Source organism: Pseudomonas sp. GX19020 (assembly GCF_023371075.1).
In the GTDB taxonomy this organism is placed as follows: domain Bacteria; phylum Pseudomonadota; class Alphaproteobacteria; order Rhodobacterales; family Rhodobacteraceae; genus Pseudogemmobacter.
Window position 1 is genome coordinate 110468 of record NZ_JAMCCR010000010.1, and the last position, 22816, is coordinate 133283.

The 22816-nt window shown below is 61.5% G+C and carries 21 protein-coding genes; 12 read left to right on the plus strand and 9 right to left on the minus strand.

Features of this window, described 5'->3' with window-relative positions:
- Positions 1–9: 9 nt before the first annotated feature.
- From M3484_RS15565 to M3484_RS15585, 5 genes are all read right to left on the minus strand, one after another.
- Positions 10–1311, minus strand: coding sequence for an extracellular solute-binding protein (locus tag M3484_RS15565; RefSeq protein ID WP_249497597.1), 1302 nt, complete (start codon positions 1309–1311; stop codon positions 10–12).
- Between the two features lie 54 nt (positions 1312–1365).
- Entirely contained in the window at positions 1366–2187 is an 822-nt protein-coding gene (locus M3484_RS15570; protein ID WP_092904248.1) for a carbohydrate ABC transporter permease, read from the minus strand.
- 200 nt (positions 2188–2387) lie between these two features.
- Positions 2388–3038: an HAD family hydrolase gene (locus M3484_RS15575; RefSeq protein ID WP_249497599.1), complete on the minus strand. Its 651-nt coding sequence runs from the start codon at positions 3036–3038 to the stop codon at positions 2388–2390.
- Positions 3035–4519, minus strand: a complete 1485-nt coding sequence (locus M3484_RS15580; RefSeq protein ID WP_249497602.1) for an FGGY-family carbohydrate kinase — start codon at positions 4517–4519, stop codon at positions 3035–3037. Before M3484_RS15580 ends, M3484_RS15575 begins: the two co-directional genes overlap by 4 nt.
- A 29-nt stretch (positions 4520–4548) precedes the next feature.
- Positions 4549–5424, minus strand: coding sequence for a DeoR/GlpR family DNA-binding transcription regulator (locus M3484_RS15585; protein WP_249497604.1), 876 nt, complete (start codon positions 5422–5424; stop codon positions 4549–4551).
- A gap of 239 nt (positions 5425–5663) precedes the next feature.
- Between M3484_RS15585 and M3484_RS15590 the strand changes: the two genes are divergently transcribed.
- The 6 genes from M3484_RS15590 (at position 5664) to M3484_RS15620 (ending at position 11580) form a co-directional block, all read left to right on the plus strand.
- Positions 5664–6464 (plus strand): SDR family NAD(P)-dependent oxidoreductase, encoded by an 801-nt coding sequence (locus M3484_RS15590; protein ID WP_092904437.1) that lies wholly within the window; start codon positions 5664–5666, stop codon positions 6462–6464.
- Positions 6465–6539: 75 nt separating this feature from the next.
- The gene (locus tag M3484_RS23695) at positions 6540–7649 is read left to right on the plus strand and encodes an ABC transporter ATP-binding protein (protein WP_283258459.1); all 1110 of its coding nucleotides are present in this window, start codon (positions 6540–6542) and stop codon (positions 7647–7649) included.
- Positions 7646–8446 carry a carbohydrate ABC transporter permease gene (locus M3484_RS15605; RefSeq protein ID WP_249497618.1) on the plus strand — a complete coding sequence of 267 codons (801 nt, stop codon included), beginning with the start codon at positions 7646–7648 and terminating at the stop codon, positions 8444–8446. Before M3484_RS23695 ends, M3484_RS15605 begins: the two co-directional genes overlap by 4 nt.
- Before the next feature lie 43 nt (positions 8447–8489).
- Positions 8490–9761 carry an extracellular solute-binding protein gene (locus M3484_RS15610; protein ID WP_249497620.1) on the plus strand — a complete coding sequence of 424 codons (1272 nt, stop codon included), beginning with the start codon at positions 8490–8492 and terminating at the stop codon, positions 9759–9761.
- Positions 9762–9824: 63 nt separating this feature from the next.
- The gene (locus M3484_RS15615; protein WP_249497622.1) at positions 9825–10700 is read left to right on the plus strand and encodes a carbohydrate ABC transporter permease; all 876 of its coding nucleotides are present in this window, start codon (positions 9825–9827) and stop codon (positions 10698–10700) included.
- 73 nt (positions 10701–10773) lie between these two features.
- Positions 10774–11580: a BtpA/SgcQ family protein gene (locus M3484_RS15620; protein WP_092904236.1), complete on the plus strand. Its 807-nt coding sequence runs from the start codon at positions 10774–10776 to the stop codon at positions 11578–11580.
- Between the two features lie 345 nt (positions 11581–11925).
- Here the strand turns inward: M3484_RS15620 and M3484_RS23815 are convergent, their stop codons facing one another.
- From M3484_RS23815 to M3484_RS15640, 4 genes are all read right to left on the minus strand, one after another.
- The gene (locus tag M3484_RS23815; protein ID WP_249497624.1) at positions 11926–12603 is read right to left on the minus strand and encodes a cupin domain-containing protein; all 678 of its coding nucleotides are present in this window, start codon (positions 12601–12603) and stop codon (positions 11926–11928) included.
- Positions 12604–12690: 87 nt separating this feature from the next.
- The gene (locus tag M3484_RS15630; protein WP_249497632.1) at positions 12691–13974 is read right to left on the minus strand and encodes an NAD(P)/FAD-dependent oxidoreductase; all 1284 of its coding nucleotides are present in this window, start codon (positions 13972–13974) and stop codon (positions 12691–12693) included.
- A gap of 8 nt (positions 13975–13982) precedes the next feature.
- Positions 13983–14888 (minus strand): dihydrodipicolinate synthase family protein, encoded by a 906-nt coding sequence (locus M3484_RS15635; protein WP_249497634.1) that lies wholly within the window; start codon positions 14886–14888, stop codon positions 13983–13985.
- Between the two features lie 12 nt (positions 14889–14900).
- On the minus strand, positions 14901–16394 hold the full coding sequence (locus M3484_RS15640) for an aldehyde dehydrogenase (protein WP_249497636.1): 1494 nt from the start codon (positions 16392–16394) through the stop codon (positions 14901–14903).
- A gap of 168 nt (positions 16395–16562) precedes the next feature.
- On the opposite strand from M3484_RS15640, the gene M3484_RS15645 reads away from it, so the two are divergent.
- The 6 genes from M3484_RS15645 to M3484_RS15670 all read left to right on the plus strand — a co-directional run bounded on the left by M3484_RS15645 (position 16563) and on the right by M3484_RS15670 (position 22783).
- Positions 16563–17162: a helix-turn-helix domain-containing protein gene (locus M3484_RS15645; RefSeq protein ID WP_092904226.1), complete on the plus strand. Its 600-nt coding sequence runs from the start codon at positions 16563–16565 to the stop codon at positions 17160–17162.
- A 117-nt stretch (positions 17163–17279) separates the two neighbouring features.
- The gene (locus tag M3484_RS15650) at positions 17280–18131 is read left to right on the plus strand and encodes an ABC transporter permease (protein ID WP_249497644.1); all 852 of its coding nucleotides are present in this window, start codon (positions 17280–17282) and stop codon (positions 18129–18131) included.
- A complete protein-coding gene (locus M3484_RS15655) occupies positions 18128–18937 on the plus strand; it encodes an ABC transporter permease (protein ID WP_216279485.1) in 810 nt (269 codons plus the stop codon). The genes M3484_RS15650 and M3484_RS15655 overlap by 4 nt, the downstream gene beginning before the upstream one ends.
- Positions 18934–20085, plus strand: coding sequence for an ABC transporter ATP-binding protein (locus M3484_RS15660; protein ID WP_249497646.1), 1152 nt, complete (start codon positions 18934–18936; stop codon positions 20083–20085). The genes M3484_RS15655 and M3484_RS15660 overlap by 4 nt, the downstream gene beginning before the upstream one ends.
- Before the next feature lie 27 nt (positions 20086–20112).
- On the plus strand, positions 20113–21174 hold the full coding sequence (locus M3484_RS15665) for a polyamine ABC transporter substrate-binding protein (RefSeq protein WP_249497655.1): 1062 nt from the start codon (positions 20113–20115) through the stop codon (positions 21172–21174).
- A gap of 160 nt (positions 21175–21334) precedes the next feature.
- Positions 21335–22783 (plus strand): FAD-binding oxidoreductase, encoded by a 1449-nt coding sequence (locus M3484_RS15670; protein WP_249497664.1) that lies wholly within the window; start codon positions 21335–21337, stop codon positions 22781–22783.
- Positions 22784–22816 lie beyond the last annotated feature (33 nt).

Consider the following 22816-nt stretch of genomic DNA (forward strand, 5'->3'; position numbering starts at 1 on the left):
AGGTTCCGCTTATTTCAGCAGCGGATCGCCGCGGGTCAGACGCGCAAGCTTGTCTTCCGCATTGGCGATGGCGGTGGCCGGATCGGTGTTATTTGCCAGAACATCGCCCATCACCTCGGCGAAGACCTCGACAAGCTGGGTTGCGCGCGACATCACAGGGAGACCCTTGGCATGGGCAAGGGCGTCACCGACCGCGCCCATCGCCGGCCAGCGCTCCAGATAGGCGGCATCGTCATAGATCCAGGCCTGGGTCGGCTGTCCGCCCGCCATAGCGCGTTTCATCGCGACATCTTTCGATTCCGCCCATTTGATGAATTCCCACGAGCAGTCGGGATTGGTCGCGTTGGACGGAATTGCCCAGCCCCAGCCGCCAAGCAGGCTGTCCTTGCCTGGCATCCGCGCAAAGGCCATCTTGTCGACAACCTGGCTTTCCTTAGGATCCTGAAGCGTCGGCATCAGGAAGAGAAACTGAATTGCCATGACGGCTTTATCCTGTTTCAGCGCATTGGCCACATCGTCAAAATTGGCCCCGAGTGCGCCCGGCTGGGCGGCATTCTTCATCAGGTCGGCATAGATCGTCACCGCCTCGATGGCCTCGGGAGAGCTCAGTGCCGGCTCCCAGGTTTCACGGTTGTAGAAATCGCCGCCAAGCGAGAAGAGGTAATTGGTCGCCTCCATCACCACCGGATCGGCGCGCTGACCGGACATTGCGACACCGGCCTTGCCGGTAAACTCGCCCGCCCATTTCGCCAGTTCGGCATATTCCTGCAGGGTCTCGGGCAGGCGCCAGTCACGGCCAAATTTCTCTTTATAGGCTGCCTGGAACTCTGCACTGTCAGTGATGTCCTTGCGGTAAAGCATCCCCATCGCATATTGCCAGAAGGGCAACATATAGGTGCTGCCCTTAACGTGGCCATTCACCTCCATCAGTGCCGGATAATAGGCCGAGGTATCGACCCCGTCCGCCGCGATCCGGTCATCGAGCGGCAGGATCCAGTTCGCAGTGACAAACTCCCCGGCCCAGTAACTGTCGACCACCAGCACATCATAGGAGCCGGACGAAGCGGTAAGGCTTGGTACCAGCTTTTCATGCATCAGCGAGTAATTCACCGCTTCCAGATTGAGCTTTGCACCGGAGAGAGCTTCGAATTCAGGTGCAACCTCCAGAAGTGCCGTGCTGTCGGGCACAGTCTCCAGCAGCAGGTTCAGCGTCTTGCCCTGGCAGACGGCGGCCGCATCAGCCAGCGCGCCCGAGGTGGTCATCAGAAGCGCGGCGGTTATACCGAGCCCGGTTTTCGTCAAACGGGTCATTTCTGTCTCCTTGTTGGTTTGTTTCAGGGCTTTGCCCTTGTTTTATTTTGGGGCTCAGCCCTTCACCGCGCCTGAGTTCAGCCCCGAGACGAGGAAACGGCGCATGGCGAAATAGAGGACTGCCATTGGCAGCATGGCGAGGATCGTCGCTGCACTGACCGCGCCGATTGCTGTGCCTTGCTGCGTTACGAGGCTCGAAATAGCGACCGGAAGGGTTTTCGAGTCATTGCCGGAAAGCATCAGTGCAAAGAGAAACTCATTCCAGCTGAGCACGAAGCTGAGGATTGTGGCGGCGCCGATACCAGGCAGAAGGGCCGGCACGATGATCCGGATAAAGGCGGTGAATGGTGTGCATCCATCGATCAGCGCTGCCTCGTCGAGCTCTCGCGGGACGCGCTTCATAAAGCTCATCAGCAGCCAGACCACATAGGGCAGGTTGAAGGCCAGATAGGTGATGATCAGCCCAAGATGGGAATCGGTCAGCCCGATATCTTTGAAGATCAGGAAGAACGGGATCACCAGCACGATGGGTGGCATCATCTGGGTCGCAAGGATGATCACCGGCATTGCCTTACCGCCAGCCTGGTAGCGGTCGATCGCATATGCCGCCAAAGCCCCGATCACCACCGCCAGCACAGTCGAAGCCAGGGAAATCACCAGGCTGTTAAGGAAGAACGTTCCGAAGTTCATCTCGGAAAGGATGGTCCGATAGTTCTCCAGGGTCGGAACGAAGAAGATTTCCGGGGGCAGCTGATAGGCCACCACCTTATCGGCAAACGAGGTCCTGAGCACCCAAAGCAGCGGCAAGAGCACCACCAGGCTGCAAAACCCGAGGATTGTATGGGTCAGAAGACGCTGGACGAGAGAGGGTTGCATCCGCGATGCCTGTAATTTGTTATAACAGATAACGACCTTGCAAAGAGTCCCGGGGACTTGTCAACTGAAATTCGCAAGACTTGCGCTGGTGAGGAGCAAATTGCCCGCAGTCACCGCGAAGCGGTTCTGCCAACGGCGAATACCCCCGCCAAAAGCGGGGGCCTTGATAGGCGCGGATCAGAACGAGGGTTAAGCTGCGATCAGCGACGCAGACCGGGGATCTGGTTCAATGCGGTGATGCGGTAGTCCGGCTGCAGGTCTCCTGCAGGGTCGGGGTGGCCCGGGGGCAAGAGCAATGCAACACGCATACCGGCACTTTGCGCCGCCCTCATTCCGGTCAGGCTGTCTTCAACTGCCAGAATCTCGCCCGGCGCAACGCCTGCCAGCTCTGCGGCGCGAAGATAGGGATCGGGCGCCGGCTTTCCCTCGCGGACATCGTCAAGCGAGATGGTGCCGCGCATGATCTTGTCGATTTGCAGGGCCGCCAGATTGGCATCCACCACCTCGCGATCAGAATTGGAGGCGCAGACCTGGATCACCCCGAGCGCATCCAGCGCCCGCACCACAGCCACAGCACCGGGAATTTCAGTCAGGCTGCCCGACCCCGCCACATAATTGAGGTTAATTTGCCGGTAGAATCCTGCCTCGGTCAGCCCTTCTTCCAGATCGGCACGAAGGGCCTGCCAGACATCGCGCAGATGGGTGCCAACAAATGTGCTTACCGGCAGAGCGGACAGATCAAGGCCATGCGCCGCACAGGTCGCGAGCAAGGCCCGGTGATGCAGCGGCTCACTGTCGATCAGAGTTCCGTCGATATCCCAGGCAATTGCGTTCCAGGGAAAACCTGTCACGACTGGGACCCGTCCAGTCGGCGATAGAGATCACGGAACGCGGCATAGCCCTTATCATATACCTTGCGATTGGCGGGGTCGGGGGTGAAAAGGCGGTCCTGGCTGGTAAAAGCGGTGATCCCACCCCATTCCGCCGCACCAAGCCCCACTGCCGCCGTCCACGCCGCGCCGAGGCAGGAGCCCGGATGCCCGCCAGGCCGGTGCAACGGTTCCCCGAGCACATCGGCGACAATTCCCATCCAGACCGAGGATTTCGCGCCGCCATCCGAGACCATGAAGCGCCGCGTCTTATGCCCGATCTCGCGGAAAATCTCGATATGGTGGCGGATCGCATAGGCATAGGATTCAAGGATCGCCCGCCAGACATGGCCCAGATCATGTGACAGCGTCAGCCCGTTCAGCGCGCCACGTGCCGCCGGATCATGCAGGGGGGTTTTCTCGCCCAGCAGATAGGGCAGGAAGGTAAGCCCCATGGCGCCGGCGGGCCGGTCTGCCGCCAGCGCATCAAGCGCGGCATGACGCGAGCCATTGAGCGGAGCGATCCCGGACGCAAAAGTGTCTGCAAACCAGTTCAGTACCGAACCGCCGGTCGACATGCAGCCATTGGGCATCCAGAGGCCCGGGATCAGGTGGTAATCGAGAAAGAGGCGAGGATCCGGGCTCAGCACATCGGTTGCGGTCAGGATATCCACCGCGCCGCCGAATTTCAGCAATACATCGCCGCCAGAAACCACACCGGCCCCAAGACATGAGGCGATCATATCCGCAGCGCCGCCGATGACGGGGGTGCCCTCGGCAAGGCCTGTTGCCGCCGCTGCGGCGGCTGTGACCTTGCCGAGCACGGCCGAAGAGGCAATCAGCGGCGGAAGCAGATGCGGCGGAATCCCGGTTCGTGCCGCCTGGGAGAGATCGATCCTGCCCGAAGCGACATTGACGATTCCCGCCTCCAGCGCCCAGTTCTGCTCGACCGCCGCGACGCCGGTAAGCCGGAAATTGATATAGTCATAAGAGCCAAGCAGCACCTTTGCCCGGGCCAGCACCTCTGGTTCATGGCGGGCCAGCCAGCGGATCTTGGCACCCACAAGCTGCTGATTGACGCCGCAGCCCGCAGCTTTCAGGAAGTCCGGCTCGTCAATCTCGCGCTTCATCTCCTCGACTTCTGCGCCAGCACGCCCGTCACTTTGCTGGATCGAGCGGCGCAGCACCGCACCCGTCTCATCCAGCAAAACCGTGGCAGGCAGCATTCCGGCCACGCCGATGCCTGCAATCTCAGCGGCGGAAATTCCTGCGGTTTCCAGAAGTTCGGGGATCAGATCGCAGCAATTCGCCCACCATTGCGCGGGGTCTTCCTCGGCCCAGCCCGGCTTTTCAGCATAAAGCGTGACAGGGCGCGAGGCGAGCGCCAGCACTTTGCCCGCAATATCCGCGAGGATACCGATGGTCGAGGTTGTGCCGATATCGAGGCCGAGAAAGACAGTCATTCAGAAGATCCGCTGCGCAGGGTTTCGGGTCAGGCAAGGATCACCCGCACCCCGGCCCCATCCAGCACAGAAGCCAGATCCGGGGGTGGAGGCGCATCGGTGATCAGGGTGGAAAGTTCCGCAAGAGAGGCGATCAGCACCGTGGAGACGCGACGGAACTTTGTGCTGTCCAGCAGCAGCACACGTTCGGCCGAGCGCTGCAGGAAAACCGTCTTCACGGCGGCCTCCTCCGGCGAATAGTCAAAGACACCTTCGGCCGTCATCCCCGAGGCACCAAGCAGCGCGACGTCGAAATAATAGCGCGAAAATCCGTCAACGGCCTCGGTGCCGGTCAGCGACATTTCTTCGGCCCGGATCAGGCCGCCGCTCATGTAGACAGAGAGCCCGGCGCGGGCCATCGCCTGGCCGGCGCGCATGCTGTTGGTGAAAACCCGCATCTGTGGCTGCGGTCCCGCAGCAGCAACCGCACGCGCAGCGGCAAGGACCGTGGTGCCCAGATCAAAGGCAAGCGCATTGCGACCCGCCACATGGCGGGCGGCAGCAAGAGCGATCCGGGCCTTACGGTCGGCATTCTGCCGGGCGCGGGCTTCGAAAGCGGGCTCTATATCATCAATCACCGTCAGCGGGCCGCGGCTCAGACCGATGGCACCGCCATGGACGCGCTCCAGCAAGCCGTCACGTTCAAGCTCCGCAAGGTCGCGGCGCACCGTCATATCTGAGACGCCGAATTCATGGGCCAGATCGGTAACCGTGACCGAGCCCCCTTCATTCAGCCTTTCAAGAATGCGGACCATGCGGGCCTGAGCCGGAGCGCGCGCAATCCCGGTCGCGGCCTGTGGCGCTGCTGCTCCGGGGGAGGCGGGCTCAGGGGGTTCGGTGGCAATCATCTGTTCGGGCGGTATCATGTCCTGGCCTGATCCTTTTCGGGGTAGGGGTATGGTATTCCCTGGCCCGTATCACATCGCGCCAGGAATCTCCCGGCCTTTCCATGTTTTGCCTGCGCAAGTGCTTCGCCACAAGGTCGGAGCGGCGCAAGATCGATCAAATCAAAACATACAAATCGCAGAAATCGAACATACTCAAACATTATTCTTGCGTCATCCAGAAAGTTTTGTTTGATTTCTGCCAGCAAGGGAGATTCCAAATGCGTGCAGATCAGCTGGCCGAGCAGCAACACCCGGGCCTTGACGGCAAGCGGGCCTTCGTCACCGGCGCAGCGACCGGGATAGGGTTTGCGATTGCGAAGGCACTGGCAGCGCAGGGAATTCAGGTGGTGATTGCCGACCTGAACCTTGAGGCGGCAAAGGCTGCGGCGGCATCGCTCGGCGCTGGTCATCATGCTGTCAGAGCAGATGTGCGCGAACGCGATTCGGTTCAGGCCGCGTTCGATCAGGCGCTGGAACTGGCTGGCGGAATCGAGATCTGCATCGCCAATGCCGGAGTATCCACCATGCGCGCGGCCGTTGATCTGACGGACGAGGACTGGGACTTCAATATGGATGTGAATGCGCGGGGCGTCTTTCTGACAAACCAGATCGTTTCGCGCTATTTCCTGCAGCAAAGCCGTGGTGTCATTGTCAACACTGCCTCGCTGGCGGCCAAGATTGGCGCTCCTCTTCTGGCACATTACTCTGCCTCGAAATTCGCGGTGGTCGGCTGGACCCAGGGCCTTGCACGGGAACTGGCGCCGAAGGGCATTCGGGTGAATGCGGTTTGCCCGGGCTTTGTGCGCACCTCGATGCAGGAGCGCGAAATCCTCTGGGAAGCCGAACTGCGCGGTATGACCCCCGATGAGGTAGAGCAGGATTACATCCGCCAGACGCCGCTCGGCCGGATCGAGACACCAGAGGATGTCGCAGGGGTTGTCGTCTTCCTTTGCTCTGATGCGGCCCGCTTCATGACCGGCCAGGCGATCAACGTGACCGGCGGCGTTTACACGACCTGATCCCGCCTCCGCCGCGCGTGTTCGGTAATGTCCGAACCCGCATTTTTCACATAACCGCCCGGGAATGAGGCTCTTTTGACAGCGATCACACTCGACAATATCAGCCGCGATTATGGCAGTGGCGTGTTCGGGGTCAGGGAGGTCTCCCTCACCATCGGCGAAGGCGAATTCATGGTGCTTCTGGGCCCCTCGGGCTGCGGAAAATCCACAACGCTCAGAATGATCGCCGGGCTGGAAGAGGTCACCTCGGGACGGATCCGCATTGGCACGCGCGACGTGACCGAGCTTGCGCCGAGGGACCGCAACGTCGCCGTGGTGTTCCAGAGCTACGCCCTTTACCCACATATGTCGGTACGTGAAAACATGCGCTTTGGCATGAAGATGCGGGGCACACCTGTCGCAGAGCAGGACCGGCGCATCGCCGAAGCCGCGGCAATCCTCGGGCTGGAACCCTATCTCGACCGCCGGCCCGGTGCGCTTTCCGGGGGGCAGCGCCAGCGCGTAGCGCTTGGCCGGGCCATGGTGCGCGAGCCGGATGCCTTTCTGATGGATGAGCCATTGTCCAATCTCGATGCCAAGCTGCGCGGTGAGATGCGCCAGGAGCTGGTGAAACTTCATCGCCGTCTTGGCAAGACCATGGTGTTTGTCACCCATGACCATGTCGAGGCCATGACCATGGGTGACCGCATCTGTATCATGCGTGATGGCCATATCGAACAGGTCGGCCCACCGCTTGAGGTCTATGCCAACCCGGCCAATACATTCGTGGCGCAGTTCCTTGCGTCACCTGCGATGAACCTTATCCCGGCCAGCCTGACCCTCCATGGCACAGAGCTCCTGCTGAAAGCAGGACCTCTTGAGGGCGCGCTGCCGCCGGCCCAGGCGGCGCTTTATGCAAGTGCCACGCAGGAACCCGCCATTCTGGGGCTGCGGGCAGAGGATGTCCTGTCGGAGCCCTCTGCCGGCACTTTGCCGGTCACCGGCAGGGTCGTGGTGCGCGAAGCGCTTGGTGCCGAAAACCTGATCGGCATCGAGACGGCAGGAGGCGTTGCGATTTCAGCGCGCACCGGGCGCCATTTCCTGCCAGCCTTCGGCGATCAGGTCACGCTGCACGCCGATATGGCGCAGATGCATCTCTTCCGTGCCTCGGATGGCAAGGCCTGGCCAAGGCGGACTGCACCATGATGCGCCGCGTATTGTCGCATCTGGGGCTGATCCTGGCCTGCCTGATTGTGCTGTTGCCGATCCTCTGGGTATTTCGCACCTCGCTGGTGCCAGAACATGCCTCTTATTCGAGAGAGGTTTTCCCCGCAGTCACGCTGGACAATTACCGGGCGCTGTTTGCCGAGAAAAATTTTGGCCGCAACTACATGAATTCCCTGATTGTTGCCCTGCTTTCCGTGGTGCTGACAATGCCGCTGGCCGCCATGACGGGCTATGCCTTTGCGCGGTTCCGCACCGGTGGGCGCTTTGCCCGTTTCGCCACGCTGGCAAGCCAGATGCTGCCGCCGGTGGCGCTCGCGCTGCCGGTTTTCATGCTGTACCGCGTCACCGGCCTCACCAATTCGCTGACCGGCCTCGTGCTGGTCTATTCCGCGATCAATCTGCCTTTCCTGACCTGGATCCTGATGGGGTTTTTCGAGTCGATCCCCGAGGATCTGGAGGGCGCAGCTATGACCGATGGCGCCACCCGCTGGGGGGCGTTCTGGCGTGTGGTTCTGCCGGTCGCCGCGCCAGGAATTATGGCGGCGGCTGTGCTGGGGTTCATCCTGTCCTGGAATGAATTCCTTTTCGCGCTGATCCTCGGCGGCTCAAAAACCGCCACGGTTCCGGTGGCACTTGCCGCGCTGCAAACCTCAAACGGGGTGCAGATCTCGCAGGTTTCGGCCGGCGTCTCGCTGGCCATTCTGCCCCTGCTGATCGCGGTGAGATTCATCCAGAAATACCTGGTTCAGGGCCTGTCATTCGGCTCAGTTAAATAAGTCCACTCAAGAAGACTATTTCCGAAAACAGAGAGGAAAAACGATGAAATCCAATGCTTTCCTTGTCGCAGGCAGCCTTGCTGCCGCATTCTGGGCCAGCACCGCACTGGCCGATGGCGTGACGCTTCGCGCCCTGATGGAAGACGTGCCCGAAACAAAAATCATTGAGGCTCTGCTGCCCGAATTTGAGGCCGAAACCGGCATCAGGGTCGAGTTCGAGAAGGTTGGTTACGGCGATATGCATGACAAGCTGGTGGCACAGCTTGTCGGCGGTGAAAGCTACTACAACCTCCTTTCGGTCGATTTTCTCTGGGCGGGGGAGTTCCCGGCGGGCGGCTGGCTGGAAGACCTGAACCCCTATGTCGCAAAGACCGGCTTCGACATGGCACCCATTGTTCCCGCGATGCTGGATCTGCTGGGCCGCACCGACGAGGCGATGCCGATCCTGCCGATGTACAACTACTCGATGGGTCTGATCTATCGCAGCGATCTGCTTGAAAACGCGGATCTGGCCGCGAAATATCAGGCGGCAACCGGCAAGGCGCTGGCGGCGCCCGCAACGCTGGAAGACTATGTTGCCATCGCGAAATTTATGAAGGCCGAGGGCGGCGTCAACGGCGCCGCGATGCAGGGCCAGCGCGGTGACCCCAATTCGATGGAATTCTCCAATTATCTCTTCGCAGCGGGGGGCGATTATCTGGCCGCCGATGGCAGCGTTGTGCTGAACTCTGACAAAGGCCGGCAGGCGCTTGGCCTTTACACCGATATGATCGCAAACGCGGCCCAGACCGGCGCGCTTTCTGCCACGCTTGACGATACGATGCGCCTGATGTGCGCCGGCGAGAGCTTCTCGATGGTCACCTATTGGTGGATGTTGCCGCAGATCGACAATGCAGAGACCTGCCCAAATGCGGCGGGCAAGCTGTCGATTTCGGTGATGCCGGGCGGTCATGGCGAGAGCGGCGGCTGGGGCTGGGGCATCCCGAAGAACATCCCCGACGAGCAGAAAGACGCGGCCTGGACCTTTATCTCCTGGGTGCAGTCGAAAGACATCTCGGCGAGACGCGCGCTGGAAGGCCATGCGCCGGTGCGCTCGGACACTTTCGAGGATGCTGCGGTTCTGGCGAAATACCCCTTCTATGCCCAGGCCGGGGAGATTGTGGCATCCGGCAAAAGCTTCCCGATTTTTACCTACACGCCGCAATATCAGGATGTGATCGGCACCCAGATCTCGCTGGCGGCAAGCGGCGATGCCACGGTTGAGGCCGCGCTGGAGGCTTCGGCGAAAGGCCTTGAGGAACTGCTCGCGAAGTAACCCCTGCCCGCCTCCGGGCCCGTCCGGGTCCGGAGGCCCCATAACCCCTGGAAGGAGCGCTCCATGAGCGTGATTGCAAGAAACAGGATCCGTGCCGGCTGGAGCTTTGCCGCGCCTGGCCTTGCCATGCTGGCGCTGGTGATGGGGATTCCGCTGTTTTATGCGCTGGCAATCTCGCTTTCCACCATGACAATGATCCGCCCTGATCTGCATTTCGCAGGGATTGTGAATTTCGCGAAGATCATGTCGGAACCGCTGTTCTGGCACTCGCTCTGGCTGACGCTGCGCTATTCGGTTGCAGCGGTGATCGGCGAGTTCATCATTGGCCTCGGGCTTGCATTGATGCTGCGCCAGGTGTTCGCGATGCGGGGCTTCTATTTTGCAATTCTCACGCTGCCCATGGCGATGTCGCCGGTGGCGGTTGCTTTGATCTGGCGGATGCTTTTGCAGCCCAATCTCGGCATTATCAACCAGAGCCTGGCGACGATGGGCCTGCCGATGATCGACTGGCTTGGCGACAGCTCCCTCGCGCTTTCCACGCTGATCTCAATCGATATCTGGCAGCAGACCTCTTTTGTCGTACTGCTGCTCTCCGCAGGCCTCGCGTCACTGCCGCGCGAGCCCTATGAAGCCGCAGAAGTTGATGGTGCCGGGCCGTTCCAGCAGTTCTGGTATATCACGCTGCCGCTTCTGCGCCCGGTCTCGGCCATCGCCATCGTGATCCAGCTGATCAATGAATTCCGCACCTATGATCTGATCTATGTGCTGACCAAGGGCGGCCCTGGGGTTTCGACCGAACTGCTGTCCTTCTTTGCTTATAAGCGCGCCTTCCAGGGGCTTCAGGTCAATGAGGGCAGCGCGGCCGCCTTCCTGCTTTTGCTGATCATCCTGGTGATCACCGTTTTCTTCTTCTGGCTGCTGGAACGTCGCAAGACCTGAGCCCCCTTTCATCAACCCTCTAACCCATTTCCGCCAGATCGCCGCTTGTGGCCGGCGGAGCAAGGAGACTGATATGACCAAATTCGCCCAGCTTTTCCCGGGGATCAGGCCTGTCATTGCGATGGTTCACCTGAATCCGATGCCCGGCACTCCCCTTTACGATGCCGATGCAGGGATCGAGGGGATCTATCAGGGCGCATTGAAGGATCTGGAGGCGCTCCAGGCGGCCGGAGTCGATGCGGTTATGTTTGGCAACGAAAATGATCGCCCCTATGAGCTGAAGGTCGATATCGCCACGACTTCGGCGATGGGTTTCGTGATCGGTCGCCTGCGTGAAAAGATCCAGAAGCCCTTCGGCGTCAATGTGCTCTGGGATCCCGACAGCACCGTGGCCCTGGCAGCGGCGACCGGCGCCTCCTTTGTGCGTGAGATTTTCACCGGCACCTATGCCTCGGATATGGGCCCCTGGACCCCGAACGCCGGTCGGGCGATGCGCCGGGCACGCCAGCTGGACCGCAAGGATCTGGTGATCCTGAACAACGTCTCTGCAGAATTCGCGGCCTCGCTTGACAGCCGGCCGCTTGCAGACCGTGCGCGTTCGGCGGTTTTCTCATCGATCCCGGATGCCGTGCTGGTGTCCGGTGCGATCACCGGTGAATCGGCAAAGATGATCGATCTGGAATCGGTCAAGAAGGTCCTGCCTGATACACCGGTTCTGGCCAATACCGGTGTGAAACATGCCACCGTCGAGGATGTGCTCAAGATCGCCGATGGCTGTGTCGTTGGCTCGTCGCTCAAGCTCGACGGTCACACCTGGAATGCGGTCGATCCCAAACGCGCACAGGACTTCATGGATATTGTTCGCAAGATGAGGCGCTGAAGCGCGCTGCGGGGGCCGGGAGATCCGGCCCCCGGTCTTCTCTACCGGCGCGCCACCGGGCGGATTGCCGGGGCTTGCGCCTTTGGCGAAACGGTTTCTTTTTTCTGCCTCAGCCCCGGCGAGCACGATCCACGCCACCCGTTGCGTGACGGGGCACGAAATCGTGCCCGCAACGACCACCTCGGCTTCTCCTGCTACATTCCTGCTGCTCGGGACCAGAAATACGGGCAAGCCTCGATGGGAGAGCTCCGCAAAGCCCCCAAGTCAACGCAGCAATCATGGGATCCAGGGCAGGTGACATGCGACGCGAGCCCGGATCTGTCATCCACACTGACATTGGCTGTTTCAACGATTTACGGACAAGAAAAACTTGCGCACCGTTTCTGCGCTTTCCCAGGCAAGTTCCACCCCTTCCGGAGCGAGAAGAACATCGCCCGCAGCAAAGTCAAATCCGGTACCATCGGGTGTGGAGAGTGTCACCTGCCCCTCCAGCAAATACATAACCTCGCTGAAGCCCATCACAATGCCGCGGCGTGCATAGGGCGTGGCCTCCCAGAGACCGAAAGTCAGGCCGGACGCCTCTTGCAGAACCGCGCTTTTGCACTGCGGCGCATCGGTCAGCAGCACGGATGGCGGCGGGCTAGCGGAGGGGCTCATGACGGTTGCCAGATTGATCCGGGACAAAGCCTCCTGCCCGGCCAGCGCAGGATGCGAGATCACGACAAGCGCACAGCTCGCATCTGCTTCCCAGGCGAGTGCAACACCGGCATTGACCCGCAGGGCACTTTGCTCCGCAACCAGCGCCGATGCCTCGCCCGCAACCGTAAGATTGAGCGTGCCCCGCAGGAGGAGGAGAACCACAGGCACCCCTGTGACGGCACTGCCGGCGCCGCGCGGCGCGAGTTGCCCGATGCCAAGGGCCGGATCCGTTCCCGTCACCAGATGGCGCGCGGGATCCTCCAGTACCTCGGACAATGTGACCGAAATGGCAGCGTCTTTGCCAATGTTCAGCGGAATATTCACGGCTCTCGTCCTTCGATCCTGGATATCATCTGGCGCGCCCCGAGGCACGCGAGTTCTGTGTAACGGGTTACTGCAGCGCGATAATTTCTAACGCGAAAGCGAAGCTTTCAGCCGCGACCATGCGATGGTTGCATGCGCCCCGACCGGCCAGAAGCTGTGGAACCTGATCGGCTGCAAAGGCGAAAGCGGCAAAGGCAGATCCGCTGCCTCGATCTCGCCCGCGAGACAGGGCGCGAGGGCGCGGCCCACGGCAGTGGCAAGCGCAACACCACGCCCGTTATAGCCCCCCATGGTCAAAAGCCCCTCGGCCGGCTGATGCAGATGCGGCAGATGGTCGGTCGTTACGGCCACGCGCCCGTTCCAGGCTGCCTGCCAGCCCATCGAAGCCAGCTCCGGCCAGAGCCGGTATGCGTGTCTTGCAATCGGACGCAAAGCCGAGGGCCGCGAGACGGGGCGCATGGGGCCGCGCCCGCCAAGGATAAGCCGGTTCTTCGCATCCACCCGGTAATAGACCGTCACCAGCCCGGATTCGTAGAGAACATGGCGCCCCGGCATGATCTTTTCGGACAGAGCGGCGGGCAGGGGTGCGGTGGCCAGCGCCGAACTGAAGACCGGCACAACCGACTGTTTCAGCCCCGGCACCAGCCCGTCGGCATAGCCGTTGCAGCACACCAGCACCCGATCTGCGATCAGGCTGCCGCCTGCGGTGGTGATGCGCCAATGCGCGCCTTGGCGGGTCAGGCTCTGCGCGCGGCTGTCGCCAAAAATCACCGCGCCTGCTGCCGTTGCCGCCTTTGCCAGCCCGTGGGAATAGCGCAAAGGTTCCAGATCGCCGCCGCGCCGGTCAAGAAAGCCGCCATGATAGTGATCATGGCCAGTCAGCCGCGCCATCTCGGCGGGCTCAAGCCATTCGACGGGCATGCCGTGGCCCGCCATATCCTGCTGGCTGGCGCGCACGCCCGCCACATCGGCCGCCCGCGCCGCCGCCCGTAATGTGCCATTCAGCCGCAGATCGCAGTCGATCCCCAGCCGGTTGATCAGATGCGCGGTCTGCTGAACGCTTGACCAGGCGAAGGCCACAAGCCTCTGTCCCGCCTCTGGTCCCAGCTTTGCAATCATCTGCGACGGGTCATATTTCAGGCCCGGATTGAGCTGCCCGCCATTGCGCCCGGAGGCGCCCCAGCCGGGCTGATGCGCCTCAAGCAGCACGACCGCGGTTCCCGCTTCCGCCAGATGCAGCGCGGTCGAGAGGCCGGTAATGCCGCCGCCGATCACGGCAACGGTGGTGCGCCGCGCGCCGCTCAGGGCGGGCCAGTGCGGCGGATCCTTCAGATCCTGCACATAGATCGAATGGCGGGCCGTTTCATCCATTGTAATACTCAGGCGGCAGCTGGCAGGCTGTGACCAGCCGCGCGCAAATCGGCGAGCACGGTGGCGATACGTGCGCAAAGCCCCCCGGAGACCGGCGGGATCGGCAGCAGCGACTGGCCGGTCTCGATCCCGATCTGGCGCAGGGCCTCACGCGTCGGGCCTGGGTTCTCTTCGGCGAAAAGTGCGTCCATCAGCGGGATCAGCTGGCGCTGTCCGGCAAGGGCGGCGGCGAAATCACCGGCCTCGGCGAGTTCCTGCACCCTGACCCAGGCCTCCGGCACCAGAACCGCAGAGGTCAGCACACCCCCGCAGGCCCCCATCGAGACCTGCTGCGCGAAAATCGTGTCAAAGCCGCTGAGCGCTGCGAATTCCGGCCCCACCCGCCGCATGATCTGATCGAAGTGATAAAGATCGGTGTTCGAGGCTTTCATGCTGTTGATCGTGCCCTCTTCCGCCAGAATGGCTATTGAATCGGGATCCATGATGAAATGCGAACGCGCCGGATTGTCATATAGCATGATCGGCAGATCGACCGTGTCTCGCACCTTGCGGAAATAGTCGATCACTGTGGCCTGGGTCGCGCGGGCATAATAGGGCACGATCAGCATGATCCCGTCGGCCCCCGCTGCCCTGAAGGCGCGCGCGGTCGGCAGCGCCTCGCCAAGGCCCGGCGCCAGCACCCCGGCATAGACCGGCGCGCCGCCTGCCGCCTCGACGCAGGCCTCGACGCAGGCCACGCGGGTCTCGGGTGAAAGTGCGGTGAATTCGCCGGTGCCCCCGAGCGGCACAAAGCCACTGGCACCGCCCGCGATCAAATGGCGCACGATCTGCTGCATCGCCGGTTTTACGAGATTGCCATCGGCATCAATGGCGGTGGGCGGCGCGGGCATCAGGCCGCGAGGTGTCATGGTCATGGGGCGATCCTCTCAGCCAAGGTTGATCCAGGTGGTGCGGATATCTGAGTATTTATCAAGCGCATGCAAGGATTTGTCCCGCCCGAAACCCGATTGCTTGAACCCGCCGAAGGGCGAGGAAATATGGCCATGGTCAAAGCAATTGACCCAGACCACCCCGGCCTGCAGCTTTTGCGAAACCCGGAAACTGCGATTCAGATCGCGCGTCCAGAGACCTGCCGCCAGACCATAGATCGTATCATTCGCGATGCTGACGGCCTCTGCCTCATCCCTGAAGGGCAGGACCGACAGCACCGGCCCGAAGATCTCTTCCCGCGCGATCCGCATGTCATTGCGCACCCCGTCAAAGACGGTCGGTTCGATGAAACAGGCGCCCTCCTCATGCCGGTTGCCGCCCGAGGCGAGCCGTGCGCCTTCCTGCTGGCCGATGGCGATGTAATCCATCACACGATTTGCCTGGCCCTGGTCGACCATGGCGCCGATCTGGGTCGCGGGATCCAGCGGATCGCCCTGGTGCATGGCGCGGCCGGTCTCGATGATCGTCTCGACCACCTCTTCCCGCACCGATTCCTCCACCAGCACCCGTGAGCCCGCATTGCAGACCTCACCCTGATTGTAAAAGAGGCCCCAGGCCGCCGCGACCGCTGCCGCCCTGATGTCAGGGGCATCGGCGAAAATAATGTTCGGGGATTTGCCGCCACATTCAAGCCCGACCCGCTTCAGGTTCGACTGGCCGGAATATTGCATGAAATATTTGCCGACCTCGGTTGAGCCAGTGAAAGCGATGCAATCCACATCCATATGCAGACCAAGCGCACGGCCAGCGATTTCGCCCCGGCCCGGCACCACATTCAGAACGCCCGGCGGCAGGCCCGCCTCGACCGCGAGCGCGGCAATGCGGATCGCGGTCAGCGATGACTGCTCGGCGGGCTTCAGCACGACCGTATTTCCGGCAGCGAGGATCGGGGCGATCTTCCAGCAGGCCATCATCAGCGGAAAGTTCCACGGCACCACGGCCGCCACCACGCCCAAAGGCGCGCGCCGCATCATCGCGACTGCGGTACCCGGTGTCGGCGCGATTTCATCATAGATCTTGTCGACCGCCTCGCCATACCAGCGCAGGCAGGTGATCGAGAGCGGCAGATCAATGGCGAGACTGTCCGAGATCGGCTTGCCGACATCGAGCGTCTCCAGCAGTGCGAGTTCCTGCGCATGTTCTTCAACGAGCTCCGCAAAGCGAATCAGCCGGCGCCCGCGATCACTCGGGCTCATGCCCGACCACACACCACTGTCAAACGCTCGCCGCGCGGCCCTGACCGCCCGGTCGATATCCTCGACGCCGCCATCCGCGAGCAACCCGAGCACCTTGCCGGTCGCAGGATTGACCGTCTCGAGTGTGGCGCCCGATGCCGCATCGACATAAGCGCCGTCAATGAAACAGCGCCCCTCGGGGGAAAGCTGTGCCGCAAGCGCCTGCCATTGCGCCTTATCGAGAGATGTCGTCATGGGGGATGGTTCCTGTCTTCGGATATGCGGACTTTAGAAAAATAAAAATTAACCGCAAGCTTTTTCGTATTCTGAATTGTGTTGCCACATGCCGGAAGGCCACTTATTCTGAAGTCACCACCCCTGCCCTGTCCGGGCGAGGGATTTTCAGGAACAATCCCGGGCGCTATGGAAGATCAGGCAATTACACCGAAGCGGCGCGCCTCCGGCGCCCAGGCCGAGTCACCCGAGCTGGGCGCAAGGATCCGCGACCTGCGCCAGTCCAAACGGCTGACACTTGCAGACCTTGCAGCAAGCTCGGGCATCTCCATCGGAACCCTTTCACAGATTGAACGAAATCTGGTCTCTCCGACGGTCAGAACCCTGTTTACATTGGGAGAATCGCTTGGAGTTTCCCCGGCAAGGCTGATTGATCCTTCGGGTGAAGAGTCAAAAAGTGACCCCTATGTCGTGACTGCAGACCGGCGTCAGCCCTTTGTTCATTCAGAGGGTTTGCGCAAGGATCTGATCTCTCCACTGGGAAGTCAGCGCCTGAAGGGCTTTTATCTGGTGATCGAGGCGGGGTCCGGGTCAGGCACTACGCCCTATGTCCATGCCGGCGAGGAAATCGGCCTTGTCATCTCCGGCATCCTTGAGCTGGTGATCGACGGGCGGGCGCGGATTCTGCGGGAAGGCGACTGTTTTTCGTTTCCCAGTGACATTCCGCACAGGTTTTCGAATGTCGGCACCGCGCAATGCGTTGTATTCTGGGTAAATGCCACTATCTGAGCACGCGTTTCGATTTTAGTTTTCAGAATACTGCTTGTCATATGATGAAAAGGGTGTAAGGCTGCGGCAAAATCGCGCCCTGTGAACAGCGCCCGCAACCAACCTCAACGGGATTATATGGCAGAAGATACCCCCTACCTCGGCCGCATGGTCGGGCTGGCATTGCTCATGCCCATGGCTTTGCTGCTCGCCATCTTTTTCGTCTGGCCGCTGGGGCAGACGATCTGGCAAAGCATTCATGACGGCACCTATACCTTGCGGGCCTACCGCGATCTTCTGAGCAGTTCGCTGTTTCTCAAAGTGTTGCAGAACACCTTTGCGATCAGCGCTACCGCGACGCTTGTCAGCCTGATTGCGGGCTATCCGGTCGCGCTGCATCTGTCGCGGCTCGATCCGGCAAAGCGGGTGCCCTATCTCGTTATGGTCATGCTGCCCTTCTGGACATCGGTGCTGGTCAAGAGCTTCGCGCTGACGGTTCTTCTGGGATATGACGGGGTCATCAACAATCTTCTGTCCTGGATCTGGGGCGCGCCGGTTCATATTCCCTTGGTGTTCAACCGCGTGGGTGCCATCCTCGGGATGATCAACTATCTGCTGCCCTTCATGATCCTCTCGATCCTCGGCAGCCTGCTGGCACAGGATACGAACCTTGGCCGCGCCGCCGAAGTCATGGGCGCATCGCGCTTTACCGTCTTTCGCCGCATCACCCTGCCGCTGAGCATGCCGGGCGTTCTGGCAGGTGTTCTGATCAATTTCACCCTCTCGATCGGCATGTACATCACGCCTGCACTGCTGGGGGGGCGCCAGGACATGATGGTTGCCAACCTGATCGATTTCTACACCCGCCAGACACTTGACTGGCCACTGGCCTCGGCGATCTCGGTGGTGCTTCTCGCGATTTCGGGCGTGCTTGTGGCCATGCTTGGCCGGGTGCGTGGCGGTGGCGGCATGAAGGAGATGGCAAGGTGAGCAGCTTCAGACCCGGTTTCAAACCAGCCCTCGGCCCGCTTCTGGTGCCGCTGATTGCCTGGATCACCTATCTTTTCCTGCTGGTGCCTTCGCTGATCGTGATCCCGATTTCCTTCGGTGGTCCTGGCGAGATGGAATTCCCGCCGCGCCAGTGGACACTGGAGCTTTACCGTCAGTTCTTTACCGATGCGAGCTGGTGGGGCTCGCTCATGCAAAGCCTGAAGGTGGCGGTTTGCGTGATGGTTCTGACGGCGGTGACCGGCGTGCCGGCGGCCTATGTGCTGCAGCGCAGCAGGGTGCCGGGGCGTGTGCTGTTCAGCGGGCTTGCAATGGGGCCGTTGCTGGTGCCGGTGATCGTGCTGGCGCTTGGGCTCTATCTGCAAATGGCCCCGCGTGGCTTTCTGAACAGCAGCCTGACCATCGTGCTGGCCCATACGATGCTTGCGATGCCCTTCATGCTGATCTCGGTCGGTGCGGCGCTGCGCCATATCGACCCGGCCTATGAACAGGTCGCGCTGATCATGGGGGCGGGAAAGCTGCGCATCTTCTTCCGGGTGGTGCTGCCGCAGCTGCGGTCCGGCATTATGGCGGGCGCGCTTTTCGCCTTCCTGATCTCACTGGATGAGGTGATCGTTTCCTACTTCATCACCGGCCCCGAGACCGAGACGCTGCCCGTGAAAATGTACAGCGCGCTCAGATGGGAAGTCTCGCCGGTGATTGCTGCTGTCTCCACCCTTCTGACCGTGATCTCGCTCGCTTTCGCGCTTGGCGTGATGTGGCTTGAGCGCAAGGACAGAAGCAAATGAGCGGGCCCGCCAAAGCCCCCTCACCTCCACGAGCCCAGGTTGACGAGAATATGACCCAGACCGCACAATCGATGATCCGTGTCCGTGGCCTGAGCCGCCGCTACGGCAATTTCACCGCGCTGGATGCGCTTGATCTTGATGTGAAGCGGGGCGAGTTCGTCACGCTGCTGGGCCCGTCGGGTTCGGGTAAATCGACGCTGCTCAACCTGATTTCGGGCATGGCCGAAGCGTCTGAGGGCGCGATCGAAATCGATGGCCGCGATGCCACCCATCTGCCGACCAATCAGCGCGGCCTTGGCATGGTGTTCCAGAACTACGCTCTGATGCCGCATATGACGGTGTTCGAGAATATCGCCTTTCCGCTGCAGGTGCGCAAAGTCCCCAGGCCCGAGATCGAGACACGCGTGCGCGAGGTTCTCAGGCTCATCCAGCTGGAGCATGTGGCCGACCGCAAGCCGAAACAGCTTTCCGGCGGACAGCAGCAACGGATCTCGCTCGCGCGCTGCATCGTCTACCGCCCCTCGATCATCCTGATGGATGAACCGCTTGGCGCGCTCGACAAAAAGCTCCGCGAAGATATGCAGCTCGAGATCAAGCGGCTGCATGCCGAGCTGGGCGTCACGATGATCTATGTGACGCATGACCAGGAAGAGGCGCTTGCCATGTCGGACCGCATCGTCCTGATGCGCAAGGGCCGGGTCGAGCAGCAGGGCGCGCCGGAAGAGATGTATTTCCGGCCTGAGACGCTCTTTACCGCCGATTTTCTGGGCAGCTCGAACCTGTTTCAGGGTGAGCTGGATCAGACTGCGGGCACGCTTGTGACCCCTCAGGGCCGCTTGCCGCTGCCGCCCACCCGCGAGGGTGCCCCCGCATCGGGAGAGGCCGTGCTGATGCTTCGCCCCGAATCCCTGCAGCTGGTCGCGCCCTCTGAGGCGACCGGCGGCCTGACGGGTACCGTCGAGGATAGCATCGTTCTGGGCAGCTTCGTGCGCCATTTCATCAATCTGGCCGGAGGCAAGCGCGCCATCGTGCAAGAGCCAAGCGGCCCGGCGCATCCGCGCCCGCAGCGTGGGACGCAGGTGGGCCTCAGCTGGAAGCCGGAAGCTGCGCGGCTGCTGCCGACCGATCCCGATTTTTCTTCACTTTAAGACGCATAGAACAGGGAGACGCTGAGAATGACCAATAAACTGGCAATGAGCCGCCGTAACTTTGCGAAAGGCCTTGGCCTGACCGGCCTTGCGCTGGCCGCACCGACCGTGTTCACCGGGCGCGCTCTGGCTGCCGATACGACGATCACCGTCACTTCCTGGGGCGGCACCTATCATGAGATGGTGAAAAAGACCTTTGTTGAACCTTTTACCGCCGAAACCGGCATCGCGGTTCAGCTGGTCGACAATGGCGATATGGCCAAGGTCAAGGCGCAGGTTCTGAGCAATTCCGTGACCTGGGATGTGATCGATGCTCCGGCGGGCTTTGCGACCTCTGGCGCGAAAGAGGGGCTGTGGGAGCAGCTTGACCCGGCGCTTTCGGGTATGAGCGGGCTGTTGCAGGCCCCGAACGAATTCTACATGCCTATGTATCTCTACAGCGGCGGCATCCTGTGGCATGACGAGCGCACCCCGGCCGGGGCCCATCCGGTTAATTTCGCGGACTTTTTCGACACCGAAAAATTCCCCGGCCGCCGCTGCATGCGCTCGCTTGCACAAGAGACGCTTGAGATGGCGCTGATCGCCGATGGTGTGGCACCCAAGGATCTCTACCCGCTCGACGTTGAACGCGCCTTCGCGAAACTAGATCAGCTCAAGCCCTTTGTGTCGAAATTCGCGGGCTCGACCCCCGAGCAGGTCAGCTCGGTCGCGCAGAATGAGGCCGATTTTTCTTACAGCTACTATAACCGCGTCAAGGCAACCCAGGACAGCGGCACGCCGCTCGATTTCTCGTTCGAACAGACCAACAACGCGCTTGATTTCTTCGCCATCCCGAAAGGGTCGAAGAACAAGGAAGCCGCTCAGCGCTTCATCGAATTCTGTCTGCGCCCCGAACAGCAAAAGGCCTGGGCTCTGGCCGGGTTCTACATGCCAAACCATACAGAGACGCTGAGCGCATTGCGCGCCAGTCCCGAAGGCAGCTTCCTGCCCGACCTCGACAACGGCAAAAACGCCATCATCGACCCGGTCTGGTGGGGCGACAACCTGACCGAAGTACAGCGCCGCTATTCGGAATGGATGATCTCGTGATCATGCCTGTCTGACCGGTTCTGCCGGTCAGTCATCCCTGATCGGGGGCTTCTGCCCTCATGCTCCCGGGGGGAGCCCCTGATCAGGAGATCCTAATTCTCCCTGCGTCCCGGGATCCGGCGCGCGCAACATTCCTCCGTCTTCAGCCCTGATCGCAATCATGACCCAAGCGCCCACCCTGCTGTCCCGCCTTGCCGAAATCGTCGGCGACAAACATGTTCTGGTCGAACAGGACCGGATCGCAGGCTTTCTGATCGATGTGCGCCGCAGCTATGAGGGCAAGGCGATCTGCATCGTCGAGCCGGGCTCGACCGAAGAGGTCGCGGCGATCCTGCGGCTTTGCACGGAACTTGACCAGCCGGTCACACCGATCGGTGGCAATACCGGTCTAGTCGGTGGTGCAGCTGTCCGCGGGCGGCCCGGGCCCGACGGCCAGGACACGCCCGGCCTTGGCCTGTCCCTGCGCCGGATGAACCGGATCCGCGGGATTTCACCGCTTGAGGGCACCATTACCGTCGAGGCGGGCTGCGTATTGCAGACCATTCAGGAGGCCGCGAAAGCCGAAGGCCTTTACTTCCCGCTCAGCCTCAGCGCGGAAGGCAGCTGTCAGATCGGCGGCAATATCTCGACCAATGCGGGCGGTACGGCGGCGCTGCGCTACGGCGTGACGCGTCAGCTCGTCATGGGGCTTGAGGTGGTTTTGCCAACGGGCGAGATCCTCAATGGCCTTGCGCCCTTGCGCAAGGACAATACCGGATATGATATCCGCCAGCTCTTCATCGGGGCCGAGGGCACTTTGGGGATCGTCACTGCAGCCGTGATGCGGGTGATGCCGGCCCCGGCCTCTGTCGCGACCGCGATGGTGGCCTTGGCTTCGGTCGAGGACGCGCTGGAACTTCTGCGCCGCATGCACAAGTGCTTTGGAGAGCGTGTAAGCTCGGCCGAAATCACCGAGGCCGATTATATGCGCCTCGTTGTTGAGCGTTGCCCCGGCGCGCGTCTGCCGTTTGACAGCCTGCCCGACTGGTCATTGCTGCTTGAAGTGAGTGACAGTCGCGAGGGCCATAACCTGACCGAGCCGCTTGAGGAAGTCCTGGCCCGGGCCTTCGAAGATGGCCTGGTCTCGGATGCGGTGATCGCGCGTAATGAGGCCCAGGCAGAGAGCTTCTGGTATCTGCGCCATGGTGTCTCGGAATCAATCCGTCATGCGCCGAACATGTCGCATGACAGTTCGGTTCCGCTGGAGAAACAGGGCGAATATGCCCGTCTGACCCGGGCCCGGATCACCGCCCGCTTCCCTGAGGCACGCACGCTTTATGTGGGTCATATGGGGGACGGGAACATGCATCTTGTTGTGCTGTTTGAACCCGGCACTTTCGCAGACCGGGCGGCCTATCTCGCTGTCTCGGGCGAACTGGATCTGATCATTGACGATGTGGTGATGGAGCTGGGCGGCAGCATCACGGCCGAGCATGGTATCGGCCTGAGCTATCGCAAACGCCTTGCGCGCAGCACTGATCCGGCCGAGCTGCGGCTGATGCGCGGCATCAGAGCGGTGTTCGACCCGGCGGGCATCATGAACCCCGGCAAGCTTTTCCTGCCCGAATGAGCACCAAGGGTGACAAGCCCCGCAGCAGCACAA